16 protein-coding genes are annotated in these 20813 nt (G+C 68.9%); 6 read left to right on the plus strand and 10 right to left on the minus strand.

The annotated features are described in order from the left end of the window. The first annotated feature begins 14 nt into the window (after positions 1-14). From ACFSJG_RS23205 to ACFSJG_RS23225, 5 genes are all read left to right on the plus strand, one after another. Complete coding sequence (locus ACFSJG_RS23205; protein WP_378487581.1) at positions 15-413, plus strand: winged helix-turn-helix transcriptional regulator; 399 nt, start codon at positions 15-17, stop codon at positions 411-413. A gap of 274 nt (positions 414-687) precedes the next feature. After that, positions 688-1830, plus strand: a complete 1143-nt coding sequence (locus ACFSJG_RS23210; RefSeq protein WP_378487582.1) for an NAD(P)/FAD-dependent oxidoreductase — start codon at positions 688-690, stop codon at positions 1828-1830. Continuing rightward, on the plus strand, positions 1827-2714 hold the full coding sequence (locus ACFSJG_RS23215) for an RNA polymerase sigma-70 factor (protein WP_378487583.1): 888 nt from the start codon (positions 1827-1829) through the stop codon (positions 2712-2714). Before ACFSJG_RS23210 ends, ACFSJG_RS23215 begins: the two co-directional genes overlap by 4 nt. Next, positions 2711-3184, plus strand: coding sequence for a flavodoxin family protein (locus ACFSJG_RS23220; RefSeq protein WP_378487584.1), 474 nt, complete (start codon positions 2711-2713; stop codon positions 3182-3184). Before ACFSJG_RS23215 ends, ACFSJG_RS23220 begins: the two co-directional genes overlap by 4 nt. A 294-nt stretch (positions 3185-3478) precedes the next feature. Further along, complete coding sequence (locus ACFSJG_RS23225; protein WP_378487585.1) at positions 3479-4960, plus strand: MFS transporter; 1482 nt, start codon at positions 3479-3481, stop codon at positions 4958-4960. 154 nt (positions 4961-5114) lie between these two features. Here ACFSJG_RS23225 and atzF read toward each other — a convergent pair whose 3' ends face one another. The 9 genes from atzF to lpdA all read right to left on the minus strand — a co-directional run bounded on the left by atzF (position 5115) and on the right by lpdA (position 17803). Continuing rightward, positions 5115-6842: an allophanate hydrolase gene (atzF, locus tag ACFSJG_RS23230; RefSeq protein ID WP_378487586.1), complete on the minus strand. Its 1728-nt coding sequence runs from the start codon at positions 6840-6842 to the stop codon at positions 5115-5117. A 2-nt stretch (positions 6843-6844) separates the two neighbouring features. Continuing rightward, complete coding sequence (uca, locus tag ACFSJG_RS23235) at positions 6845-10450, minus strand: urea carboxylase (RefSeq protein WP_378487587.1); 3606 nt, start codon at positions 10448-10450, stop codon at positions 6845-6847. Positions 10451-10504: 54 nt separating this feature from the next. Beyond that, positions 10505-11233, minus strand: a complete 729-nt coding sequence (locus ACFSJG_RS23240) for a GntR family transcriptional regulator (RefSeq protein ID WP_378487588.1) — start codon at positions 11231-11233, stop codon at positions 10505-10507. Positions 11234-11235: 2 nt separating this feature from the next. Next, a complete protein-coding gene (gene urtE, locus ACFSJG_RS23245) occupies positions 11236-11928 on the minus strand; it encodes an urea ABC transporter ATP-binding subunit UrtE (RefSeq protein WP_378487589.1) in 693 nt (230 codons plus the stop codon). A 2-nt stretch (positions 11929-11930) separates the two neighbouring features. After that, a complete protein-coding gene (urtD, locus tag ACFSJG_RS23250; RefSeq protein WP_378487590.1) occupies positions 11931-12785 on the minus strand; it encodes an urea ABC transporter ATP-binding protein UrtD in 855 nt (284 codons plus the stop codon). Next, on the minus strand, positions 12785-13891 hold the full coding sequence (gene urtC / locus ACFSJG_RS23255; protein WP_378487591.1) for an urea ABC transporter permease subunit UrtC: 1107 nt from the start codon (positions 13889-13891) through the stop codon (positions 12785-12787). The genes urtD and urtC overlap by 1 nt, the downstream gene beginning before the upstream one ends. Beyond that, positions 13888-14772 carry an urea ABC transporter permease subunit UrtB gene (urtB, locus tag ACFSJG_RS23260; RefSeq protein ID WP_378487592.1) on the minus strand — a complete coding sequence of 295 codons (885 nt, stop codon included), beginning with the start codon at positions 14770-14772 and terminating at the stop codon, positions 13888-13890. The genes urtC and urtB overlap by 4 nt, the downstream gene beginning before the upstream one ends. Positions 14773-14822: 50 nt before the next feature. Then, a complete protein-coding gene (gene urtA, locus ACFSJG_RS23265) occupies positions 14823-16082 on the minus strand; it encodes an urea ABC transporter substrate-binding protein (protein WP_378487593.1) in 1260 nt (419 codons plus the stop codon). Positions 16083-16399: 317 nt separating this feature from the next. Further along, complete coding sequence (gene lpdA, locus ACFSJG_RS23270; protein ID WP_378487594.1) at positions 16400-17803, minus strand: dihydrolipoyl dehydrogenase; 1404 nt, start codon at positions 17801-17803, stop codon at positions 16400-16402. A gap of 413 nt (positions 17804-18216) precedes the next feature. Here lpdA and ACFSJG_RS23275 point away from each other — a divergent pair, with 413 nt between their 5' ends. Next, entirely contained in the window at positions 18217-19245 is a 1029-nt protein-coding gene (locus tag ACFSJG_RS23275; RefSeq protein ID WP_378487595.1) for an alpha/beta hydrolase, read from the plus strand. 52 nt (positions 19246-19297) lie between these two features. On the opposite strand, the gene ACFSJG_RS23280 is transcribed toward ACFSJG_RS23275, so the two are convergent. After that, positions 19298-20806: a class I adenylate-forming enzyme family protein gene (locus ACFSJG_RS23280; RefSeq protein ID WP_378487596.1), complete on the minus strand. Its 1509-nt coding sequence runs from the start codon at positions 20804-20806 to the stop codon at positions 19298-19300. Between the last annotated feature and the right edge of the window lie 7 nt (positions 20807-20813).

Below are 20813 nucleotides of genomic sequence, written 5' to 3' on the forward strand. Positions count from 1 at the left end.
GTACCCTGGATGTCATGAGCACGGCTGACCAGCAGGAATCCGACAACGTCGAGACGTTGGCGGCCGACGTGTTCGCTCGCGACTGTCTGTCCCGCCCGGTGCTGCAGTCGGTGATGAGCCGCTGGGGAACGCTCGCGCTCGTCGCTCTCCTCGACGAACCGCACCGGTTCGCCGCGCTGCGCAGGCGCGTCGACGGCGTCAGCGAACGGATGCTGTCGCAGACCCTGCACCAACTCGAGCGGGACGGATTCGTGCACCGCGACGTCCAGGCGACCATCCCACCGAAGGTCGAGTACAGCCTCACCGCGCGCGGTGAGGAGGTCGCCGGACACATGCGCGCGATCGCCGAGACGATCGAGAACCAGATCGCGGAAATCCGCAGCGACCAGAAGAAGTACGACTCCACTCGCTGATCCACCCGCCGGCCACAGCAGTTCCACCCCGACCGTGGCTGAGCCGCGCCACACCTTCTACGCAGCATCTACGCCGGTCCACAGGTGGCTGACTCTACCTGGCCAGTGGTCTTCGCCCGGCAGACCAGGGAACGCACCGTGCGCCGATGCGTGTGCCCATGGTGATCCAGCATCTCCACACCGGACACCCGAGGCAGGCCACCCGGACCCGTGTGTCACATCTTCGAGCCGGTCGGTGTCCACAGGTACACGGGCCGAGCGAAAGGTGATCGAGATGACGCACGTTGTCGTGGTTGGTGCGGGATATGCCGGTGCGATGGCGTCCAACCGCGTCGCGGCAGCCGGAATCGACGGTGTCGTGGTGACGGTGATCAACCCGCACCGCGAGTTCGTCGAACGGATCCGCCTGCATCAGCACCTGGCAGGAACCGGTACCGCCACGCGCCCGTTGACCGAGGTCCTGCACCCCAGCGTCCGGCTCCGCGTCGCGGCCGTGGAGTCGATCGGGGAGAGGTCCGTAGCCCTGGACGACGGCAGCTCGATGTCGTTCGACTTCCTGGTGTACGCGGCGGGTAGTGGAGCAGCGCCCACCGGCGTCGGGGCGGACGCCGTGGGCCGACTCGACGCCGCCGCGCGGCTCGCCACACGCCTGCGCGCATTGCCGGCCGGTGCGCGAGTGCTCGTCGTCGGCGGCGGCCTCACCGGAATCGAGACGACTGCGGAGATCGCCGAACGGTTCCCCTACCTGCGGACACATCTGGTGACAAACAGATTGGCGGCCACCGTTCCTGCCGCAGGCCGTCGCGTCGTCGAACGCACGCTCACCAGCCTCGACGTCGCGGTGCACGACGGACTGACGGTGACCGAGGTCCATTCCGACGGCGTTTCTGTGGCGGGCGCAAGTGCGATCGGAGCGGACTGCACGATCTGGGCGGGCTCGTTCACCGTTCCCGATCTCGCCCGCCGCAGCGAACTCCCCGTCGACGTCCAGGGCAGGTTGCTCACCGACGAAACCCTCGTGTGCGTCGGGAATCCGCGCATCGTGGGCGTCGGCGACGCCACCGCACCACCTGCAACGGTGGCCGGGCACGTTCGGATGAGCTGCCAGTCCGCAATCCCGACAGGAGCGCACGGCGCGGATACGCTGATCGCACTGCTGGACGACAGAACTCCGCGGGCGTTGTCGGTCGGTTACGTCGGGCAGGCTGTGAGTCTGGGCCGGAGTCACGGCCTGATCCAGCCCACCGGCCGCGACGACCGTCCATGCCTGCCCGCGATCCGCGGCCGCGCCGCCGCGACGATCAAGGAGGCTGTGTGCCGCTCGACCGTCATGCTGATCAGCCGGGCACCGCGCCACTACCGGTGGATGCCGGGACCACCACGTCTCACGGCCGAGGAACACCGGGTGACGCCGTGACGACGGCACAGGTCTTCGCCGAGAACCGGGCGCTGCTGTTCACCGTCGCGTACGAGATCCTCGGGAGCGCCGCCGACGCCGAGGACGTCGTCCAGGACAGCTACCTGCGCTGGCAGGACGTCGATCCGACCACCGTCGAACATCCGCGCGCCTACCTTGTCCAGGTCGTCACCCGACTGGCCCTCAACCACCTGCGCGGCGCGCAGCGACGGCGCGAGGACTACATCGGCAACTGGCTGCCCGAACCCGTGTCCACCGCACCCGATGCTGCGGACGACGCCGTCCTCGCCGAGTCCGTGTCGATCGCGATGTTGCTCGTGCTCGAAACCCTCAAACCCCACGAGCGGGCCGTCTTCGTGCTCGACGAGGTGTTCGGCTACTCCCACCGGGAAATCGCCGAGATGGTCGGCAAGAGCGCAGGTGCCGTCCGACAGATCGCGCACCGTGCCCGCAACCACGTCCATGCCCGGCGTCCACGCTTCGTGCCCGACCCCGAGACGAGCTCGGCGATCGTCGTGCAGTTCCTCCACGCTGCCGCGACCGGCGACGTGAGGCAGCTGATGAGCCTGATGGCTCCGGGCGTCGTCGAGATCACCGACGGCGGAGGCAAGGTCACCGCGGCACGAATACCTGTCGTCGGCGCCGAACGCGTCGCGACGTACGTCATCGGCCTGGCCCGTAAGTCGATGGCCGGATTCGGCGTCAGCCTGACGACGTGCAATGCACTTCCTGCCGTGTTGTTCACGAACGACGGGCGTGTCGACTCCGTACTTGTGTTCGACATCGACGGCGGCCTCATCCGCTCTCTCTACGCCGTTCGCAATCCCGACAAACTCGGTCACATCACGAACGTGAAGACCCTGACCCGAACAGGAGCACCATGAAAGCGCTCATCGTGTGCACTTCCGTCTCGCACGGAAACACCAGGAAGATCGCGGAAGCCATGGGCGAGGTGCTCGCGGCACCAGTCCTGACACCCGACCAGGTCGATCCCGCCGCCGTGTCCGGCCATGATCTCGTAGGTTTCGGCTCCGGCATATTCCGCATGTCGTTCCATCCTGACCTGCGCGAATTCGTGCGGATGCTACCGCAGCAGCCCGCGGGATCGGCGTTCGTGTTCTCCACCAGTGGTCTTCCCGAACCGCAGTTCCCCGGATACACCCGCGCCCTCACACGACTGCTCGAGGAGCGTGGCCGGACCGTCATCGACACCTTCTCGTGCCGTGCGTTCGACACCTACCTGCCGTTCAAGGTCGTCGGGGGCATCAGGAAGGGTCGCCCGGACGCCGGCGATCTGCGCGCGGCGCAGGCCTTCGCCGAGGGACTGCGTGCGCGGATCGACGTCCCGTCCTGAGCGTGCCGTCACCGCAGAGTCGGATCACCACATCCGGTTGGGACGACATGCAGAAACCGCGCCGGAACCGCGGTGCGTTGATGTCGACCCGGATTCGTCGGGGCAGCGACCTGTACCGCGAGATACTCGGACGACGAGACACACAGTGCTCACGCCGTACCGGGTAAATCAAGCCGGTGTGAGGTTGCCGACGACGATCCGTCCTCCGCTTACGAAGGGGACCGCGATCCGGCTAGCGTGGCCTCTTTCGGCCGCGACACTCGTCCGTGCCCCCGATCGGCAGGAAATCCCACCATGACCGTTGAGGTTCAGGACACCTCACGCCCGTACACGTCGAGCGACAATCCCAACCACGAGCGCCGCTGGCTGGTGCTGTGCATCGTCGCGCTGGCGCAGCTGACCGTCGTCCTCGACGCGACGATCGTCTCGATCGCCCTCCCCCAGGCCCAGGCGACCCTCGGCATCAGCGACGGCGACCGCCACTGGGCCGTCACCGCCTACGCGCTCGCGTTCGGCGCCCTGCTCCTGCTCGGCGGGCGCATCGCCGACTTCTGGGGCCGCAAGCGCTCCTTCATGGTCGGCATGGTCGGGTTCGCGGTCGCGTCCGCCGTCGGCGGTCTCGCCCAGAACGGCCTCCAACTGTTCGCCGCTCGCGCCGGTCAGGGTGTGTTCGCCGCGCTGCTCGCCCCCGCCGCACTCGCGATCCTGACCACGACGTTCCGCGAAGGCGCCGAGCGGGCAAGGGCATTCGCGGTGTACGGCGCCATCTCCGGTGGCGGCGCGGCCGTGGGCCTGTTGCTCGGCGGCTTCCTGACGCAGTACGTGGACTGGCGGTGGTGTCTGCTCGTGAACATCCCCGTCGCGCTGTTCGCGCTCGCGGTGACGGCACCGATCGTGCGAGAGAGCAAGGCGCACGGCGATACTCGCTACGACGTGCCCGGCACGATCCTCGTCGCGATCGGACTCGGCGGGCTCGTGTTCGGGTTCACCCAGGCCGAGAAGCACGGCTGGGCATCGACGGAGACGATCTCGTTCATCGTCGTCGGGCTTCTTGCGCTGGCCGCCTTCGTCGTCGTCGAGCAGCGGTCGTCGCATCCGCTGCTGCCGCTGTACGTCCCGTGGGACCGCAACCGCGCACCGGGACTCGTCGGCTCGATGATGGTCGGCGCCGCACTGATCGGCGGAACGCTGTACCTGACCTTCTACCTGCAGATCGTGCTCGGCATGAGCCCGTTCGTCTCCGGAGCGGCGTCGCTACCGCTGACGGCCGCGATCACCGTCGCCGCCGGCATCGCCGCCCAGCTGATGACCCGCGTCGGGCCGAAGGTACCGATGACGATCGGTCCGGTCGTCGCGGCGCTGGGTCTGATCCTCCTCACCCGGATCGACGTCGGCAGCTCCTACGTGGCGGCGGTCCTACCCGGTCTGATCGTCCTGGGCCTGGGCCTGGGCCTGGTGCTCGTCCCCGCGCAGAACATCGCACTCGTCGGGGTCGAGGACCACGATGCCGGTGCCGCAAGCGCGCTCGTCAACGCGACGATGCAGATCGGCGGAGCCCTGGGTACTGCGCTGTTCACGACGATCTACGTGTCCGCGAAGTCGTCGTTCGCCGGCACGAACCCGGACGCGCACCCGTTCGCCGTCGAGGTCGCCGGCTACACGGACGTGTTCCTCTGGGCGGCGGCGCTCCTGGCCGTCGTCTGCCCGATCGTCCTCGCCCTCGTCCGGGCACGGAAGGCCGACATGCCGGCCGAGGGCGCCGTCGGCATGCACTGACAGCGGTGCGGCTGAAAGCGCCGTTCATGCCGCTGAACGAGGCGAACGCCACTTTCAGCCGGAACGGGGGCTCCACCCCGGAGCGGCTGAAGGTGGCGTTCGTGCGATCTGAGCGCACGAACACCACCTTCAGCCAATGGGAGGGTGCGGCGGGTCAGGGGTTGAGGTAGGCCAGCCAGCCGCCGTGTTCGGTGATGTCGGTGGCGCCGTCGACGGCGTCGTGGGTGCAGCCGAACCCGACGACGGTGCGCCCGTCCGACAGTTCAACGCTCGTCAGCGCCATCGGCGCGGGCAGCGCCGCGAGGAACAACCCCAGTCCCGCGGCGGAGACCCGGAACACCTCACCGACGATCGGCGCCCCGCGCCCGGGACCGCGACGCACCAGGCCCGGCTTCGGCGGGACGGTGTCCAGCGCGTACAGCCGGTAGGCGTCGGTGGTGTGGACGGTCTCCACGTAGCGGGCGCCGAGGTCCTGCAGCTGGAAGTTCAGCGCCTGACCACGCAGGTGCGCACCGAACACCGCCAGGTCCACCCCCGCGTCGACCAGCAGCGGGGCGTCCACGCCGCCGAGCCGGGCACCGAGATCGACCGCGACCTGGTCCGCGAACGCGGGGACCACGAACATGACGCCGAACGGGTGGCCATCCGACGTCGGGCTGCCCGGGACCGCGACCGACGCCATGTCCAGCAGGTTGCAGAAGTTGGTGAAGGTGCCCATCCGCCGGTTGATGCCGATCGGGTCCGCCTGCACCGCCGCGATCGTCGGGTGCTCGGTGGTGGTCGGCAGCAACAGTGCGTCGCAGCCGTCGAGGGTGATCGCCGCCGCGGACTTCGCCCGAGCCAGCGCGTCGAGGTTCGACACCAGCTCGTGAGCGAGCGGCGCCTTCGCCCCGGCGACGATCGCCGCGACGGTGGGATCCGCTCCGGCGGGAGAGGATTCGAGGAACTCCCCGACCGCGGCGTACCGCTCGGCGACGACGGCGCCGTCGTACAGCAGCTTGGCCGCGTCGAGCAGGCCGGAGATGTCGACGATCCGGGTCGTGACGCCGGTGGCCTCCAAGTCGGCGACGGTCGCGTCGAACGCGGCCCGGTACTCGGGGCACACGTCCTCAAGGTCCTCGGGGCGTGGCACCGCGACCACCGGCGCGGCCGGCGCGGCGAGCCGGACGTCGGTCGGCCACGGACGGCTGCGCGGGTCCCGCGGGTCCGGTCCGGTCATCACCCGCGCCGCCGCGACGGCGGCGTCGAGGTCGTCGGCGAACACGGTGAGGCAGTCGTAGTCGACGCACGCCGGGACGACACCGTGGGTGGGGATCACGCCGAGCGACAGCTTGAGCCCGACGATGCCCGCGAACGCGGCGGGCACCCGGCCCGACCCGGCGGTGTCGGTGCCGATGCCGATGTCGGCGATGCCGAGCGCGACGGCGACCGCGGAGCCGGAGCTCGAGCCCCCGGACACCCGCTCGGGATCCCAGGATCCGCGGACTGCGCCGTACGGGCTGCGGGTGCCGACCAGACCGGTCGCGAACTGGTCGAGGTTGGTCTTGCCCAACACGACCGCGCCCTGCTCGATCAGCCGGGCCACACCGCTCGCCGTCTCCGTCGCCGGGTACGCGAACTCGGGACACCCCGCGGTCGTCGGGAGGCCGGCGACGTCGACGTTGTCCTTCACCGCGAGGAGCAGGCCCGCCAGCGGCAGGTTCTCGCCTGCCGCGAGGCGGTCCTCGACGGCGCGCGCGTCGGCGAGGACGTCGGCTTCGCTGCGCAGCAGGATCCACACCTCGGGCCGGTCGGCCTCGGCGATGCGACGGTAGGCCCGCGCGACACGGTCGGTCGGCGACAGCGCGGCGTCCAGTTCAGCGACGTTGCTGACTGCATTCATGATCAAGCGACTCCCATCACCACGAGCGGGGTTCCCGGCTGCACCTTTGCACCCGGTTCGACGAGCACTTCGAGCACGGTTCCCGCAGAGTTGAACGGTACCGACATCTCCAGTTTCATCGCCTCGAGGATCACGGCGTCACCGCCGGCCTCGACGATGTCACCCGGTTCGACCGCGACCCGCCACACCGTCCCGACCATCGGCGCCTCGACGACGACGGCACCCGGCGGCACCACCAGGTCGGTGGTCTCCGGCTCCGGCGGGGCGGCCTCGACGCGGTCGAACTCGCCCGCGGCGCGCCACGCCTCCTTCTCCGTCTCGAACGCGGCGCCCTGCTTGGTGTTGAACTCGGCGATCGACTCGGCGTTGTCCTCGAGGAAACGCAGGTGGTCGGCAAGTGCGAAGGTGCCCTCGGTGATCTCCGCGTTGAACCGGCCCGCAGCGGCCTCGGCCCGGAACTCGGCCAGCTGTTCGGGGGTGACGGGTTCCCAGACGATGCGGTCGAAGAACCGGAACAGCCACGGCTTGCCGTCCTCGAACGGCCCCTGCTGACGGTAGCCGGACCAGATCGGGACCGTCCGGCCGATCAGCTGGTAGCCGCCCGGCGACTCCATTCCGTAGACACAGAGGTACTTTCCGCCGATGCCGACGGCGTCCGACGGTGTCCAGGTACGGGCCGGGTTGTACTTGGTCGTCACCAGACGGTGCCGCGGATCGAGCGGAACGGCCAGTGGCGCACCGAGATACACGTCCCCGAGGCCGAGAACCAGGTACTCGGCGTCGAAGACGGCGTCCCGAACCTGGTCGACGGAGTCGAGGCCGTTGATACGACGGATGAACTCGGTGTTCGACGGCAGCCACGGCGCGGCGTCGCGGACGCCCGCCCGGTAGCGGTCGATGGCCTCGGCGATCGACGGGTCGTCGAACGAGAGGGGCAGTCGGATGGTGCGGCTCGGCACGACGAGGTCGCTGGTCGCGGGGAGCAGGTCCTCGATGTCCTGGAGGACGTCGAGCAGCGCCCGCGCGGGCAGCACGTCGGGGTCGAAGTGCAGGTGCAGGGAACGCACACCGGGGGTGACGTCGATCAGTCCGGGCAGTGCCCGCTCGGCCAGCGCGACCGACAGGGCGTGCACCCGCATGCGCAGGCCGAGGTCGAGCTCCATCTCGCCGTACTCGACGAGCAGGTTGTCGTCACCGCCACGCAGGTAGACCACGGCCGGACGACCGAGAATCTCGTCGCGGCGTGCGAGGACGCCGCCGTCGGAGCTCGTCGCGTGTGCCGCCGACGGCGGCAGGTGCGCGGCGCGAACGGAATTCGACGCGCGGAGCATGTCGGCGCCGTCCTCGGTGACGGGCACGAACCGCACCTGGTCGCCGGGCCGGATCTGGCCGAGCTTCCAGCGGTGCGCGCTGGTGACGGTCAACGGGCAGGCGAAACCGCCGAGGCTCGGGCCGTCCGGGCCGAGCAGGATCGGGGTGTCGCCCGAGACGTTCAGTGCGCCGACGCTGTACGGGTTGTCGTGCAGATTGGACGGGTGCAGGCCGGCCTCGCCGCCGTCGCTCCGCGACCACGTCGGCTTCGGGCCGTCGAGCCGGATGCCGGTCCGGTTGGCGTGTGCGGCCGCAGTCCAGGTGGTGTCGTAGAACTGCACCATGTCGGAGTCGGTGAAGTACGACGGCGCCGGCTGCGGTCCCTCGCCGACGGCGAGGTGCCAGGTGTGTCCGAACACCGGACGGTCCTGCGCCGGAACGGTTGCAGGTTCGGTGAGCCCGTCGCCCTGGGCGAGGGCGAGGACGTCGCCGGTCGCGAGCGCACGGCCGGTGACGCCGCCGAAGCCGCCGAGCGTGAACGTGGACGCGCTGCCGAGGTAGCGGGGGGCGTCGACGCCGCCGCGGACCGCGACGTAGGTACGCAACCCTTCACCGACGGGGCTCCCGACGTCGAGGACGCCGCCCGCGGGCACCTCGACGGGCTCCCACATCGGGACCGCGTCACCGTTGACGGTGACCGGGGCGGGCGCCCCGCCGACACAGACGACGGTTGCCTCGGCGAACTCCAGCTGCGGCCCCTGCAGGGTGCATTCGAGCCCGACGGCGTCGGGCGCGTTGCCGACGGCCGTGTTCACCAGGGTGAAGGACAGATCGTCCATCGGGCCCGACGGCGGAATGCCGACCTCCCAGTACCCGAGGCGACCGGGGTGGTCCTGGAGTGTGGTCATCGTTCCCGCCCGCAGCACGTCCACCCGCGGTCCCCCGACCACCAGGTCGGCGAGGGTGCCGGTGGTCTGCCCGCCGTCGAGCACCACCGGGAGGGCCGTGATCGCCCGCAGCTGAGGCAGATTCGTGGCGATGCCGTAGATCGCGGTCTCGTCGAGCGCGGCACCGAGCGCGGCGAACGCGCCGACGCGGGTGGTGCTCGCGGTGACGATCTTCGCGATCATCGGGTCGTAGTGCTCGCTGACGGTGGTTCCGGTGTCCACCCAGGTCTCCACCCGGGTGTGTGCGGGGAACTCGACGCTGGTGAGCAGGCCGGCGGACGGGCGGTAGTCGCGCCCGGGATCCTCCGCGTAGACGCGGGCCTCGACGGCGTGCCCGGTGATCTCCGGTCCGCTGTCGGGAAGCTCGTCCAGCATCGACCGGTCCCCGCCGGCGAGGCGCAGCATCCACGCGACCAGGTCGACGCCCGTGACCTCCTCTGTGACGGGGTGCTCGACCTGCAGGCGGGTGTTCATCTCCAGGAAGGACGCCTCGCCGCGATCGACGTCGTACACGAACTCGACGGTGCCTGCGGACCGGTAGTCGACCGAGGACGCGAGCGCGCGCGAGGACGAGAGGATCTGTTCGACAACGGAATCCGAGAGTCCGAAGGCCGGCGCCTCCTCGACGACCTTCTGGTTGCGACGCTGCAGCGAGCAGTCGCGGGTGCCGAGGCTGAGGGTGCGGCCCGCGCCGTCACCGAACACCTGGACCTCCACGTGCCGGGCATGGGCGACGAACCGTTCCAGGAAGACACCCGAGGACGAGAAGTTCGCCGCGGCAAGTCGCAGCACACGGTCGTAGGCACCGCGCAGGTCCGCCTCGTCGAAGCACGCCTGCATGCCGATGCCGCCACCGCCACCGACCGCCTTGAGCATCACCGGGTACCCGACCTCCGCCGCGGCGGCCAGGGCAGCCTCGACGCTCTCGAGCATCCCGCTGCCCGCGACCAGCGGAACCCCGACCGCGCGGGCCGCCTCCCGGGCCGAGTGCTTGTTGCCGAACACCCGCAACTGCTCGGGGGTCGGTCCGACGAAGGCGATCCCGGCGGCTTCGGCGGCGGACGCGAACGCGTCGTTCTCCGACAGGAAGCCGTAGCCGGGGTGAATCGCGCCCGCACCCGACGCGAGCGCCGCCTCGATCACCGCGTCCGCACGCAGGTACGACTCCTGGGCCGGCGCCGGACCGAGCCGGACCGCCACGTCCGCGAGTTCGACGTGCGCCGCGGCCGCGTCGGCATCGGAGTACACCGCCACCGTCTTGAGCCCGAGTATGTGGGCGGAACGCATGATCCGGCAGGCGATCTCACCTCGATTGGCGACGAGCAGGGTGTCGAACGAGAGGGCGTTCATGTCACGGCCTTTCAGTGAAGAGGGTCGGTGCTGTCGTGCGGAGCGACCGGGTCGTCAGTCGCGGACGGCGTTGGCCATCCGCGCCATCGCCAGTGCCTGCTGGGCGCGTTCGATCACGACCGCTCGGGATTCGTCGATGTGCGCGAGGAGCGCGTCGTGGGCCCGCTGGAGGTGTCCGTCGAGGACGAGTTCGGCGACCGCGATGTGTTCGTCGACGGTCGCACGCATCCGGTCGGGGGTGAGGTAGTCGAACATCCGGACCGGCCGGACCTTCGCGTTGACGCTTGCGAGCGCGTCGACGAGGGCGCGATTGCCGGACGACGCGAGCAGTGCGGTGTGGAACTGCTCGTCGAGGACGACGAATCCGGCGTCCGGGTCGGGCATTTCGCTGCGAAACCCGTACCATCGCTGCACCTCGGGGCCGAGGATCTGCGGGTCGTGCAGTTCGCCGCTGCCCTGCAGGATCCGCAGGATCCCCCGCATCTCCAGAGTGATCCGCAGCTCGTAGAGGTCGGCGAGCTCCGCGAGTCGCGGCCGGTACGGGAAGAGTCCGTTCTCGTCGCGCTCGACGAGTCCGTCCGCCTGCAACCGCGCCAGCGCCTCCCGGACCGGGGTCCGCGACACCCCGTACAGTTCGGCGAGTCGCTCCTCGCCGAGCCGGTCGCCGGGGCCGATGCTCCCGGTCATCAGATCGCGGCGCAGTCGCAGGTACACCTGCTCGCGTAGCGATCCGCGGGCGGCCCGGCCCGGGCCGCCGGCGTCCTCGTGTCCGTTCGCCGTCATGGTCAGATGGCCATCGCCGCGCGGACGGCGTCGGCCGAGTCGGCGCCTCCGGTTCCCGTGGAGGTGACGTGACCTGCGGCGAGCACGCTGTAATGCTCTGCGGCCTGCAGCGCGAAGCCGATGTGCTGCTCGACGAGCAGGACGCTGAGGTCGCCCCGCCTGGTGAGATCGATGATCGTGCGCTCGATCTCGGCGACGACGTTCGGCTGGATGCCCTCGGTCGGCTCGTCGAGGATCAGCACCTTCGGTTCGGTGATGAGGGCGCGCGCGATCGCGAGCTGCTGCCGCTGGCCACCCGACAGCAGGCCGGCGCGACGGTCGAGCAGGTCCTTCAGCGCCGGGAACAGGTCCAGCGCCTCGGCGATCAGCGCCTTGCCGCGCTTGCGTCCGTCGGCAACCACCTGCAGGTTCTCCGAAGTGGTCAGCTGACCGAACGACTGCTGCCCCTGTGGCACGTACGCGAGCCCCCTGGCGACGCGGGCACTGGGCCGCATCGAGGTGATGTCCTCACCGCCGAGCAGGATCGTCCCCGACGTCGCCTTGATCAGCCCGACCGCGGCGCGCAGCAGCGTTGTCTTGCCCGCGCCGTTGTGTCCCATGACGGCGGCGACGCCGCCCTCGGGCACGGTGAGCGAGACCCCGTGCACGACCTCGGTGCGGCCGTAGCCGGCGTGAATGTCAACGAGTTCGAGCATCGTCATCCCTCCTTCGCGTGATCGGTACCGGGTCCTGCGGCGGACTCGTCCACCTGGCCGGTGCCGAGATAGACGGCCTGCACCTTCGGATCGGCCTGCACCTGGGCGACGGTGCCCTCGGAGAGCACCTTCCCGGCGGCGAGGACGGTGACCGAGGTGGCGAACGCACGCATGAAGTCCATGTCGTGTTCGACGACGACGACCGTGCGTTCACCGCCGATGCGGCGCAGCAGGTTTCCGGTCTCCTCGCGTTCCTCGAGGCTCATGCCCGCGACCGGCTCGTCGAGGAGCAGCACGTCGGCGTTCTGCACCAGGAGCATGCCGATCTCGAGCCACTGCTTCTGCCCGTGCGCGAGGATCCCCGCGGGGGTGTCCCGCTGCCGGGTCAGGCCGATGGTCTCGAGGGCCTCCTCGATCTGCGGCAGCACCTCCTTGCGGCGGCGCAGCAGCGTCAGGGCCGATCGGCCCGCGCCCGCGGCGATGTCGAGGTTCTGCAGCACCGACAGGTCCTCGAAGACGCTGGCCGTCTGGAAGGTCCGGCCGACACCGAGCCGGGCGATGTGGTGAACCTTCTTGCCGACGAGTTCGACTCCGGACTTGGTAGCGGAGCCGGTGGCCGGGACCAGTCCGGTGATCGCGTCGACGAGGGTGGTCTTGCCTGCGCCGTTGGGACCGATGAGGAATCGCAGGTCACCCTGCAGGAGGGTCAGGTCGACGTTGTCGACGGCCTTGAAGCCGTCGAAGCTGACCGACAGGCCCCGCACCTCCAGGTACTCGCTGGACATGCCCGCGTTGCCGCCGAGCTCGGGCGCCTTGACCGTGTCCTGTGTTGCTGCTGCGTGCGTCGATCCGGTCATCAGGACACCTTCACGGGTTCGGGCGCCGCGGTGGGCGCGGGTGCGTCGGGCTCTGATTCGGGCTTGGTCTTGCGCCTCCGCAGCAGTGCCACCAGCCCGGCGACACCGGCCGGGAAGAAGCCGACGACCACGATGAACAGCAGGCCCTGTGCGTAGATCCAGCCGGAGGGGAACGACTCGGAGAAGGCGGACTGTGCCCAGGCGACGCCGATCGCACCGAGGACCGGGCCGAGCAGGGTGGCGCGGCCGCCGATGGCGACACCGATCAGGAAGGCAAGGGACGGAACGATTCCCACGTCCGCCGGGGAGATGATCCCGACGATCGGCACGAACAGCGCCCCGGCGATACCGGCGAGGAACGCGGCGGCCACGTAGGCCACCAGCTTGATGTTGGCAGGGTCGTAGCCGAGGAACCGGACGCGTTCCTCCTGGTCCCGGACCGCGACGAGCAGTTCGCCGTAGCGGGAGTTCATCAGCTGCCGGATCCCGGCGACGGACAGCAGCAGCACCGCCGCCGCGATGAAGAACAGCATCCGCTTGTTGGCGGGGTCGGCGAGGTTGAAGCCGAAGAACGTGCGGAACCTGTTGAGGCCGTTGCTGCCACCGATGGTCTGCTGACCGACGAGCAGGATCGCGAAGGCCGCGGCCAGTGCCTGGGACAGGATCGCGAAGTACGCGCCCTTGACGCGACGCTTGAACACGCCGAGCCCGAGCAGGAACGCCACCAGCGCGGGAAGCGTCAGGACCGCGAGGATCGCGACGATCGGCGACGCGAACGGCTGCCAGTAGCCGGGCAGTTCACGGATGCCCGCGATCTGCATGAAGTCGGGGACGTCGTCGCCGCGCAGTTCCGCGTCGGCGATCTTGAGGTGCATGGCCATCGCGTAGGCGCCGATGCCGAAGAAGACACCCTGGCCGAGGGTCAGCATTCCGCCTCGGCCCCAGGCGAGTCCGATGCCGGCGGCGACGATGGCGAAGCAGAGGAACTTGCCGAGCAGGCCGAGCCGGAAGTCGGACAGGACGGCGGGTGCCACCCCGAAGAGGATGACTGCGGCGAGCGCGAACCCGCCCCACACACGGACTTTGGGATTGGTCAGGACGCTCACACCAAACTCCTCGTCTTGACGGCGAACAGGCCCTGGGGACGGATCTGCAGGAAGACCACGATGATCACGAACACGATCACCTTCGCGATCGACGCGGTGGTCGAGTACTCGATGAAGGAATTGAGGATGCCCAGCGCGAACGCGGCGATCACCGCGCCCTTCATCTGGCCGAGTCCGCCGACCACGACCACCAGGAACGCGTCGATCAGGTAACTCTGCCCGATGGTCGGGCTGGTCGATCCGATCAGTGTCAGCGCGACGCCGGCGACACCGGCGAGACCGGAGCCGATGAAGAACGTGGTGACATCGGTACGGCGGGAGGAGATTCCACTGGTCTCGGCGAGGTCGCGGTTCTGCACAACGGCGCGGATCCGCCGGCCCATCGACGACCGCTTGAGCGCGGTCGCCAGGACCGTCACCGCGACCACCGCGAGCACCATGATGAAGATGCGGGTCTTCGGCACCACGGCACCGAAGATCTCGACGCCACCCGAGAGCCACGACGGTGCAACGACGTTCACCGCCGGCGCGCCGAAGATGTCCCGGGCGAGCTGCTGCAGGATCAGTCCGACACCGAACGTCACCAGCAGCGTGTCGAGCGGACGGTGGTACATCCGCTTGACGAGAAGGGTTTCGAGGGCGACACCCATCACGCCGCCGACGACGAAGCCGACCACCAGCGAGACGAACAGTGACCCGGTTGCGCTCGAGATCACCTGCTGCACCACGTAGGCCGTGTAGCTGCCGGCCATGATGAACTCGCCGTGGGCCATGTTGATCACGCCCATCTGACCGAAGGTCAGGGAGAGTCCCAACGCGGCGAGCAACAGGATGGAGCCGATGCTCAATCCGGTGAAGAGCTGTCCGATCACGACATCCATGAAAGATGCACTGCCTCTCTACTGGTCGGCTTCGTCGTCGAGTACTGCTGCTACTGCTTGCTCAGGCCCTCGGCCCACGGGTAGGTCTCGAGGTACGGGTCGGGCTCGATCGGCTGGCCGGAATCCCACACCGTGTAGATCAGGCCGTCGCTGCGGATCTCGCCGATGCGGGCGGTCTTGGTGATGTGGTGGTTGTCGCCGTCGATGGTGACCAGACCTTCAGGGGCCTCGAAGGTGACGCCGTCAGCGTTAGCCTGAATGTCCGCGACCGCGAAGGAATCCGCCTTCTCGACGGTGTTCTTCCACAGGTACACCGAGGTGTAGGCGGCTTCCATCGGGTCGGACGTCGGCTTGTTCTGGCCGAACTTCGCCTTGTACGCCTCGACGAACGTCTTGTTCACCGGGGTGTCGATGGTCTGGTAGTAGTTCCACGCGGTCAGCTGCCCCTCGATGTTCTGGACGCCGATACCGCCGACCTCCTCCTCGGCGATGGAGACCGAGACGACCGGCATGTCCTGCGGGGTCAGGCCGACGTTCTTGTACTCGCGGAAGAACGCGACGTTGGAGTCGCCGTTGAGTGTGTTGAACACGGCGTCGGCGTCGGCGGTGCGGACCTTGTTGACGATGGTCGAGAAGTCGGTGGAGCCGAGCGGGGTGTAGTCCTCGCCCTTGATCTCGATGCCGTTGGCCGCGGCGTACGCCTTGATGATGCGGTTCGCGGTCTGCGGGAAGACGTAGTCGGAACCGACCAGGTAGAGGGACTTGACGCCCTTCTCCTTGAGGTAGTCCAGCGCCGGGATGATCTGCTGGTTCGTGGTGGCGCCGGTGTAGAAGATGTTCGGCGAGTCCTCGAGGCCCTCGTACTGAACGGGGTAGTACAGCAGCGAGTTCCGGTCCTCGAACACCGGCAGCATGGCCTTGCGGGACGAGGACGTCCAGCCACCGAAGACGGCGGCGACGCAGTCGCTGCTGATCAGCTTCTCCGCCTTCTCGGCGAAGACGGTGGGCTCGGAGGCGCCGTCCTCGCCGACCAGTTCGATCTGCTTGCCGAGGACGCCGCCTGCGGCGTTGATCTCCTCGACGGCGAGGGCGATGGAGTCGCGGACCGTGACCTCGGAGATGGCCATCGTGCCGGACAGGGAGTTGAGCGAGCCGACCTTGATGGTGTCACCGGAGGTGTCCACGCAGGACGCGGCGGCCGAGTCGCCGGACGCGGTGTCGGATGCCTTGCTACCGCAACCGGTCAGCACGAGGCCGAGCGCGGCGACGGCGGCGGGCGCGGCGAGCGCGCGCTTCGAGATGTGACGCATGTACGGGCCTTTCGGTCGAGAACGTGCGAAGGGGTGGACGTGCTGGTGAACCCTGTATCCGAACCGCGTATACAGCGGGGTATTCGCGACGAGTGCAGACAGTAGGCGGCCTGTATTGCGCCAGAATGTCTGTTGGTCACCAGTTGATTTCGCATATTTCGACCGTGTGAACATGCGCTCACGCACCCGGACGATGCCGAGTGCGGGCACGAAAAAGGGCGCCCGACCGCAATGGTCGGGCGCCCTGAGACGCTTCGCGCTCGTGCGCGCTGTGCGGGTCCAGAGACCCGTCAACCGCGCACGAGCGGCAGAGCCGCCTAGAAGTTGATCATGTGGCCGGCGAGGCCGTGGATGGCCTCCTGCAGCGCCTCCGACAGCGTCGGGTGCGTGTGCACGTTGCGGGCCAGCTCGTTGACCGTGAGGTCCCACTTCTGTGCGAGGGTCAGCTCGGGCAGCAGCTCGGAGACGTCGGGGCCGATGAGGTGGCCGCCGATGAGCTCGCCGTGGGTCTTGTCCGCGATCAGCTTCACGAAGCCGGTCGGATCGCCGAGACCGTGCGCCTTGCCGTTCGCCATGAACGGGAAGGTCGCGACCTTCACGTCGTAGCCCTCCGCCTTCGCCTGCTCCTCGGTGAGACCGAAGCTGGCGACCTGCGGCTGGCAGAACGTGGCACGCGGCATCATCCGGTAGTCGCCGAGCTCGAGGGTCTCGGCGCCGCCGATGGTCTCGGCAGCCACGACGCCCTGCGCCTCGGCGACGTGCGCGAGCTGCAGCTTGGCGGTGACGTCACCGATCGCGTAGATGCCGGCGACGTTGGTGCGCATCCGCTCGTCGATCGCGATCGCGCCGCGGTCGGTGAGAGCGACACCGGTGTTCTCCAGTCCGTAGCCGGTCACGTTCGGCGCGAAGCCGACGGACTGCAGGACCTTGTCGACGACCACGGTCTCGACCGAGCCGGACTTGTTGTCCTTGATCGCGACGGTGACCTTGGTGCCGTCGTCCTCGATGGTCTGGACGGCAGCGCCGGTCTTGATGGTGACGCCGAGCTTCTTGTACTGCTTGGCGATCTCCTTGGAGACGTCCGCGTCCTCGTTGGGCAGCGCACGGTCGAGGAACTCGACGATGGTGACGTCGACCCCGTAGTTCTTCAGGACGTAGCCGAACTCCATGCCGATCGCACCGGCGCCGACGATGAGGATCGAGCCCGGGAGATCGCGGGTGAGGATCTGCTCCTCGTAGGTGACGACGTTCTGGCTGAGCGAGGTGCCGGGCAGCAGCTTCGTGGTGCTGCCGGTGGCGATGATGACGTTGTCGAAGGTGACCGAGTCGGAGCCGCCCTTGGTGAGCGCGACGTCGATCGAGTTCGGACCGGTGAAGGTGCCGCGACCGTCGTACTCGGTGATCTTGTTCTTCTTCATCAGGAAGTGGACGCCCTTGACGCGTCCGTCCGCGACCTGACGGCTGCGATCGAAGGCGGCGCCGAAGTCGAACGTCGCCTCCCCCGAGATGCCGAAGGTCTTCGCTTCCTTCGTGAAGATGTGGGCGAGTTCCGCGTTCCGCAGCAGCGCCTTGGACGGGATGCAGCCGACGTTGAGGCAGACACCGCCCCAGTACTTCTCTTCGATGATGGCGGTTTTCAGGCCCAGCTGCGCCGCGCGGATGGCTGCGACGTACCCACCGGGACCGGCACCGAGGACAACGACGTCATAGTGTGAGGTCACGAGCCATCAGCCTAGTCCTGCACCGTTTCGATGTCCCGCGGGTGGGTCCGGTTACCATCCGGTAGACGTCCCGGTCCAGGCCACTTCCCGTCGTGCGAACGACGGACAGGCATTGCGCATGTCATCCGAACGGGGTAAATCGCCCCCAGAACCTGGCCCCACGGAGCGAAGGCGACGACAATCGACCGTGTGGTCGTGGGCCCGTCAGGACCGGGTCCACGACCACACCCCGTCAGCGCGATCCGGGGTCGCGTGAACACCAGGCAAACCGGACCGGCGGGCGCCGATCGAGGGGACTGTGGCCGTCGCGACAATGGCCGTCGAACCAACAGTTCGGTAGAAAGGGAAACGACCATGGTTGCCGGGGAATGTTCCGGCACGTTCCCGCCCGCCCACGAACGAAGGGTTCGCCGATGCGCGTCCGGACCTCCTCACGCCGCGTGTGCGCTGCAGCAGCAGCGTTCGTCATGCTCCCCCTGCTGGCCGCACCGGCGTACGCCCAGACCGGCACCACGCCCGCGGTCGTGACCGGCGACTCGCCCTACCTGGACAGCGTCGAGGACACCGGCAGCCGCCTGGTCACCGCGAACGTGTACTCGGCGGCGATGGACCGGGTCATCCCCGTCGAGGTCATCCGCCCGGCCGACACCAGCGCACCCCGCCCCACCCTCTACCTGCTCAACGGTGCGGGCGGCGGCGAGGACTCCGCGACCTGGCAGCGACGCACGGACATCATGGACTTCTTCGCGGACAAGAACGTGAATGTCGTCACTCCGATCGGCGGAGCGTTCAGCTACTACACCGACTGGGAGAAGGACGACCCGGAACTCGGCCGCAACAAGTGGCAGACGTTCATCACCCAGGAGCTGCCGCCGATCATCGACGACACCTTCGGCACCACCGGAGCCAACTCCCTCGCCGGCATCTCCATGGCGGGCACCTCCGTGCTGAACCTGGCGATCGCGGCGCCCGGGCTCTACCGCAGTGTCGGCGCGTACAGCGGCTGCGCCGAGACGTCCACCGAGGTCGGTCAGGCGTACGTCCGGACCGTCGTCGAGTCCCGGGGCGGCGCCGACGCCACCAACATGTGGGGCCCGTTCGACGGCCCGGGCTGGCGCGCGAACGACCCGGTCGTCAACGCGGAGAAGCTGCGCGGCGTGCAACTGTTCGTGTCCGCGTCCTCGGGGCTCCCCGGCGAGCACGACACCCTGACCTCCCCCGGCATCGACGGCCGGCCGAACGTGTGGGCCAACCAGGTGGTCGTCGGCGGCCTGATCGAGGCCGCCGTCAACCAGTGCACCATCCACCTGCAGGACCGGCTGAACCAGCTGCAGATCCCGGCGACCTTCGACTTCCGCCCCGCAGGCACCCACTCGTGGGGCTACTGGCAGGACGACCTGCACGAGTCGTGGCCGATGCTCGCGGCGTCGATCGGCGCCTGACACCCGCACGAACGGGCCCCAGCACCTGACGGTGCAGGGGCCCGTTCGTGCGTCAGGCGGCGCGCAGTTGCCGCTTGAGGATCTTGCCTACGGCGTTCTTCGGGAGGGCGTCGGTGAACACGACGTCCTTGATCGCCTTGTAGGACGCCAGGTGCTCCCGGCAGTGTGCGATCAGCTCCGATGCCGTCGCCGTCGACCCCGGCGCAACCACGACATGCGCGACGGGGACCTCACCCCACCTGGCGTCCGGCCGCGCGACCACGGCGACCTCGTGCACGGCGGGGTGCCGGGCGAGGACCCGTTCGAGCTCGACCGGATAAATGTTCTCCCCACCGCTGATGATCATGTCCTTGAGCCGGTCCTTGAGGTGCAGGAGGTTCCGCTCGTCGACGAGTCCGATGTCGCCGCTGCGGTACCAGCCGTCGACCGTGACGGCGGCCGTGGCGTCCGGGTTGTTCCAGTAGCCGACGAACACCATCGGGCCACGGCACCACACCTCGCCTGCGGTACCGGTGGGCACCTCCCGGCCGGTGTCGGGGTCGACGATCCTGATCTCTCCGAACATCAGGGCGCGGCCCTGCGTCGTCGCCGCGTCCATCCCCATCTCCGGGGTCCAGTAGGTCAGGGCCCCCGAGTACTCGGTGATCCCGTAGACCGCCTGCACCGTGATCCCGGCGCGACCGGCCGCCTCGATCAGGTCGACCGACACCGGGGACCCGCCGCACGTGACGTTGACCAGGCTGGAGGTGTCCACGTCGGTGGCGGCGGCGACGGCGAGCAGCGCCTGAAGCATCACCGGTACCACCATCATCGTGGTGATCCGCTCGGCCGCGATGACGTCCCACACCGCGACCGGGTCGAAGTCGGGGAGGAACACGCACGGCGTGCCCTGCAGGATGTTGGTGACCACGGGATTGAATCCGCCGATGTGGAACATCGGCGCCACCAGCAGGAACCTGTGCCGTCCGTGCCACTCCAGCGTCGCCGCGCAACCCTGCGCGGACCACAGCAGGTTGTCGTGGGAGATCATGGCGCCCTTGGGTTTCCCGGTGGTGCCCGAGGTGTACATGACGACGACCGGATCGGTCGGTTCCGGTTCGGTCGCCGTCGCGAGCGGCTGCCACGGCCGGGTCGTCACCTGGCGGTAGTCCGCGACCGTGTCCTCACCGCCGTCCGGCGCCGACGACACGCGCACGGCCGGGACTCCGTCGAGTGCCGCGACGACCGATGCGAACTCCTCCTCGTACACGAAGGCCCCCGGTGTGGCGTCGCCGAGGACGTACTGCAGTTCCGGCACCGGCAGCCGCCAGTTCAGCACCACCGCGATCGCCCCGAGCCGGGCCGCGGCGAACACGGTGGTGGCGTGGAACTCCCCGTTCCTGGCGAGCAGCGCGATCCGGTCCCCCGCTCCGACCCCCGTGGCGTGCAGGTGGGCGGCCAGGAGGTCGACGCGCCGGTTCACCTCGCCGAACGTGTACCGGTGGTCCGCCCCGACCCACGCCTCCTTGTCGGGGGTCAGATGGGCGCGGTGGGACAGCAACTGTCCGAGTGTGCGTTGCATGGTGCTC

It is taken from the genome of Rhodococcus gannanensis (assembly GCF_042681175.1).
In the GTDB taxonomy this organism is placed as follows: Bacteria; Actinomycetota; Actinomycetes; order Mycobacteriales; family Mycobacteriaceae; genus Rhodococcus_G; species Rhodococcus_G gannanensis.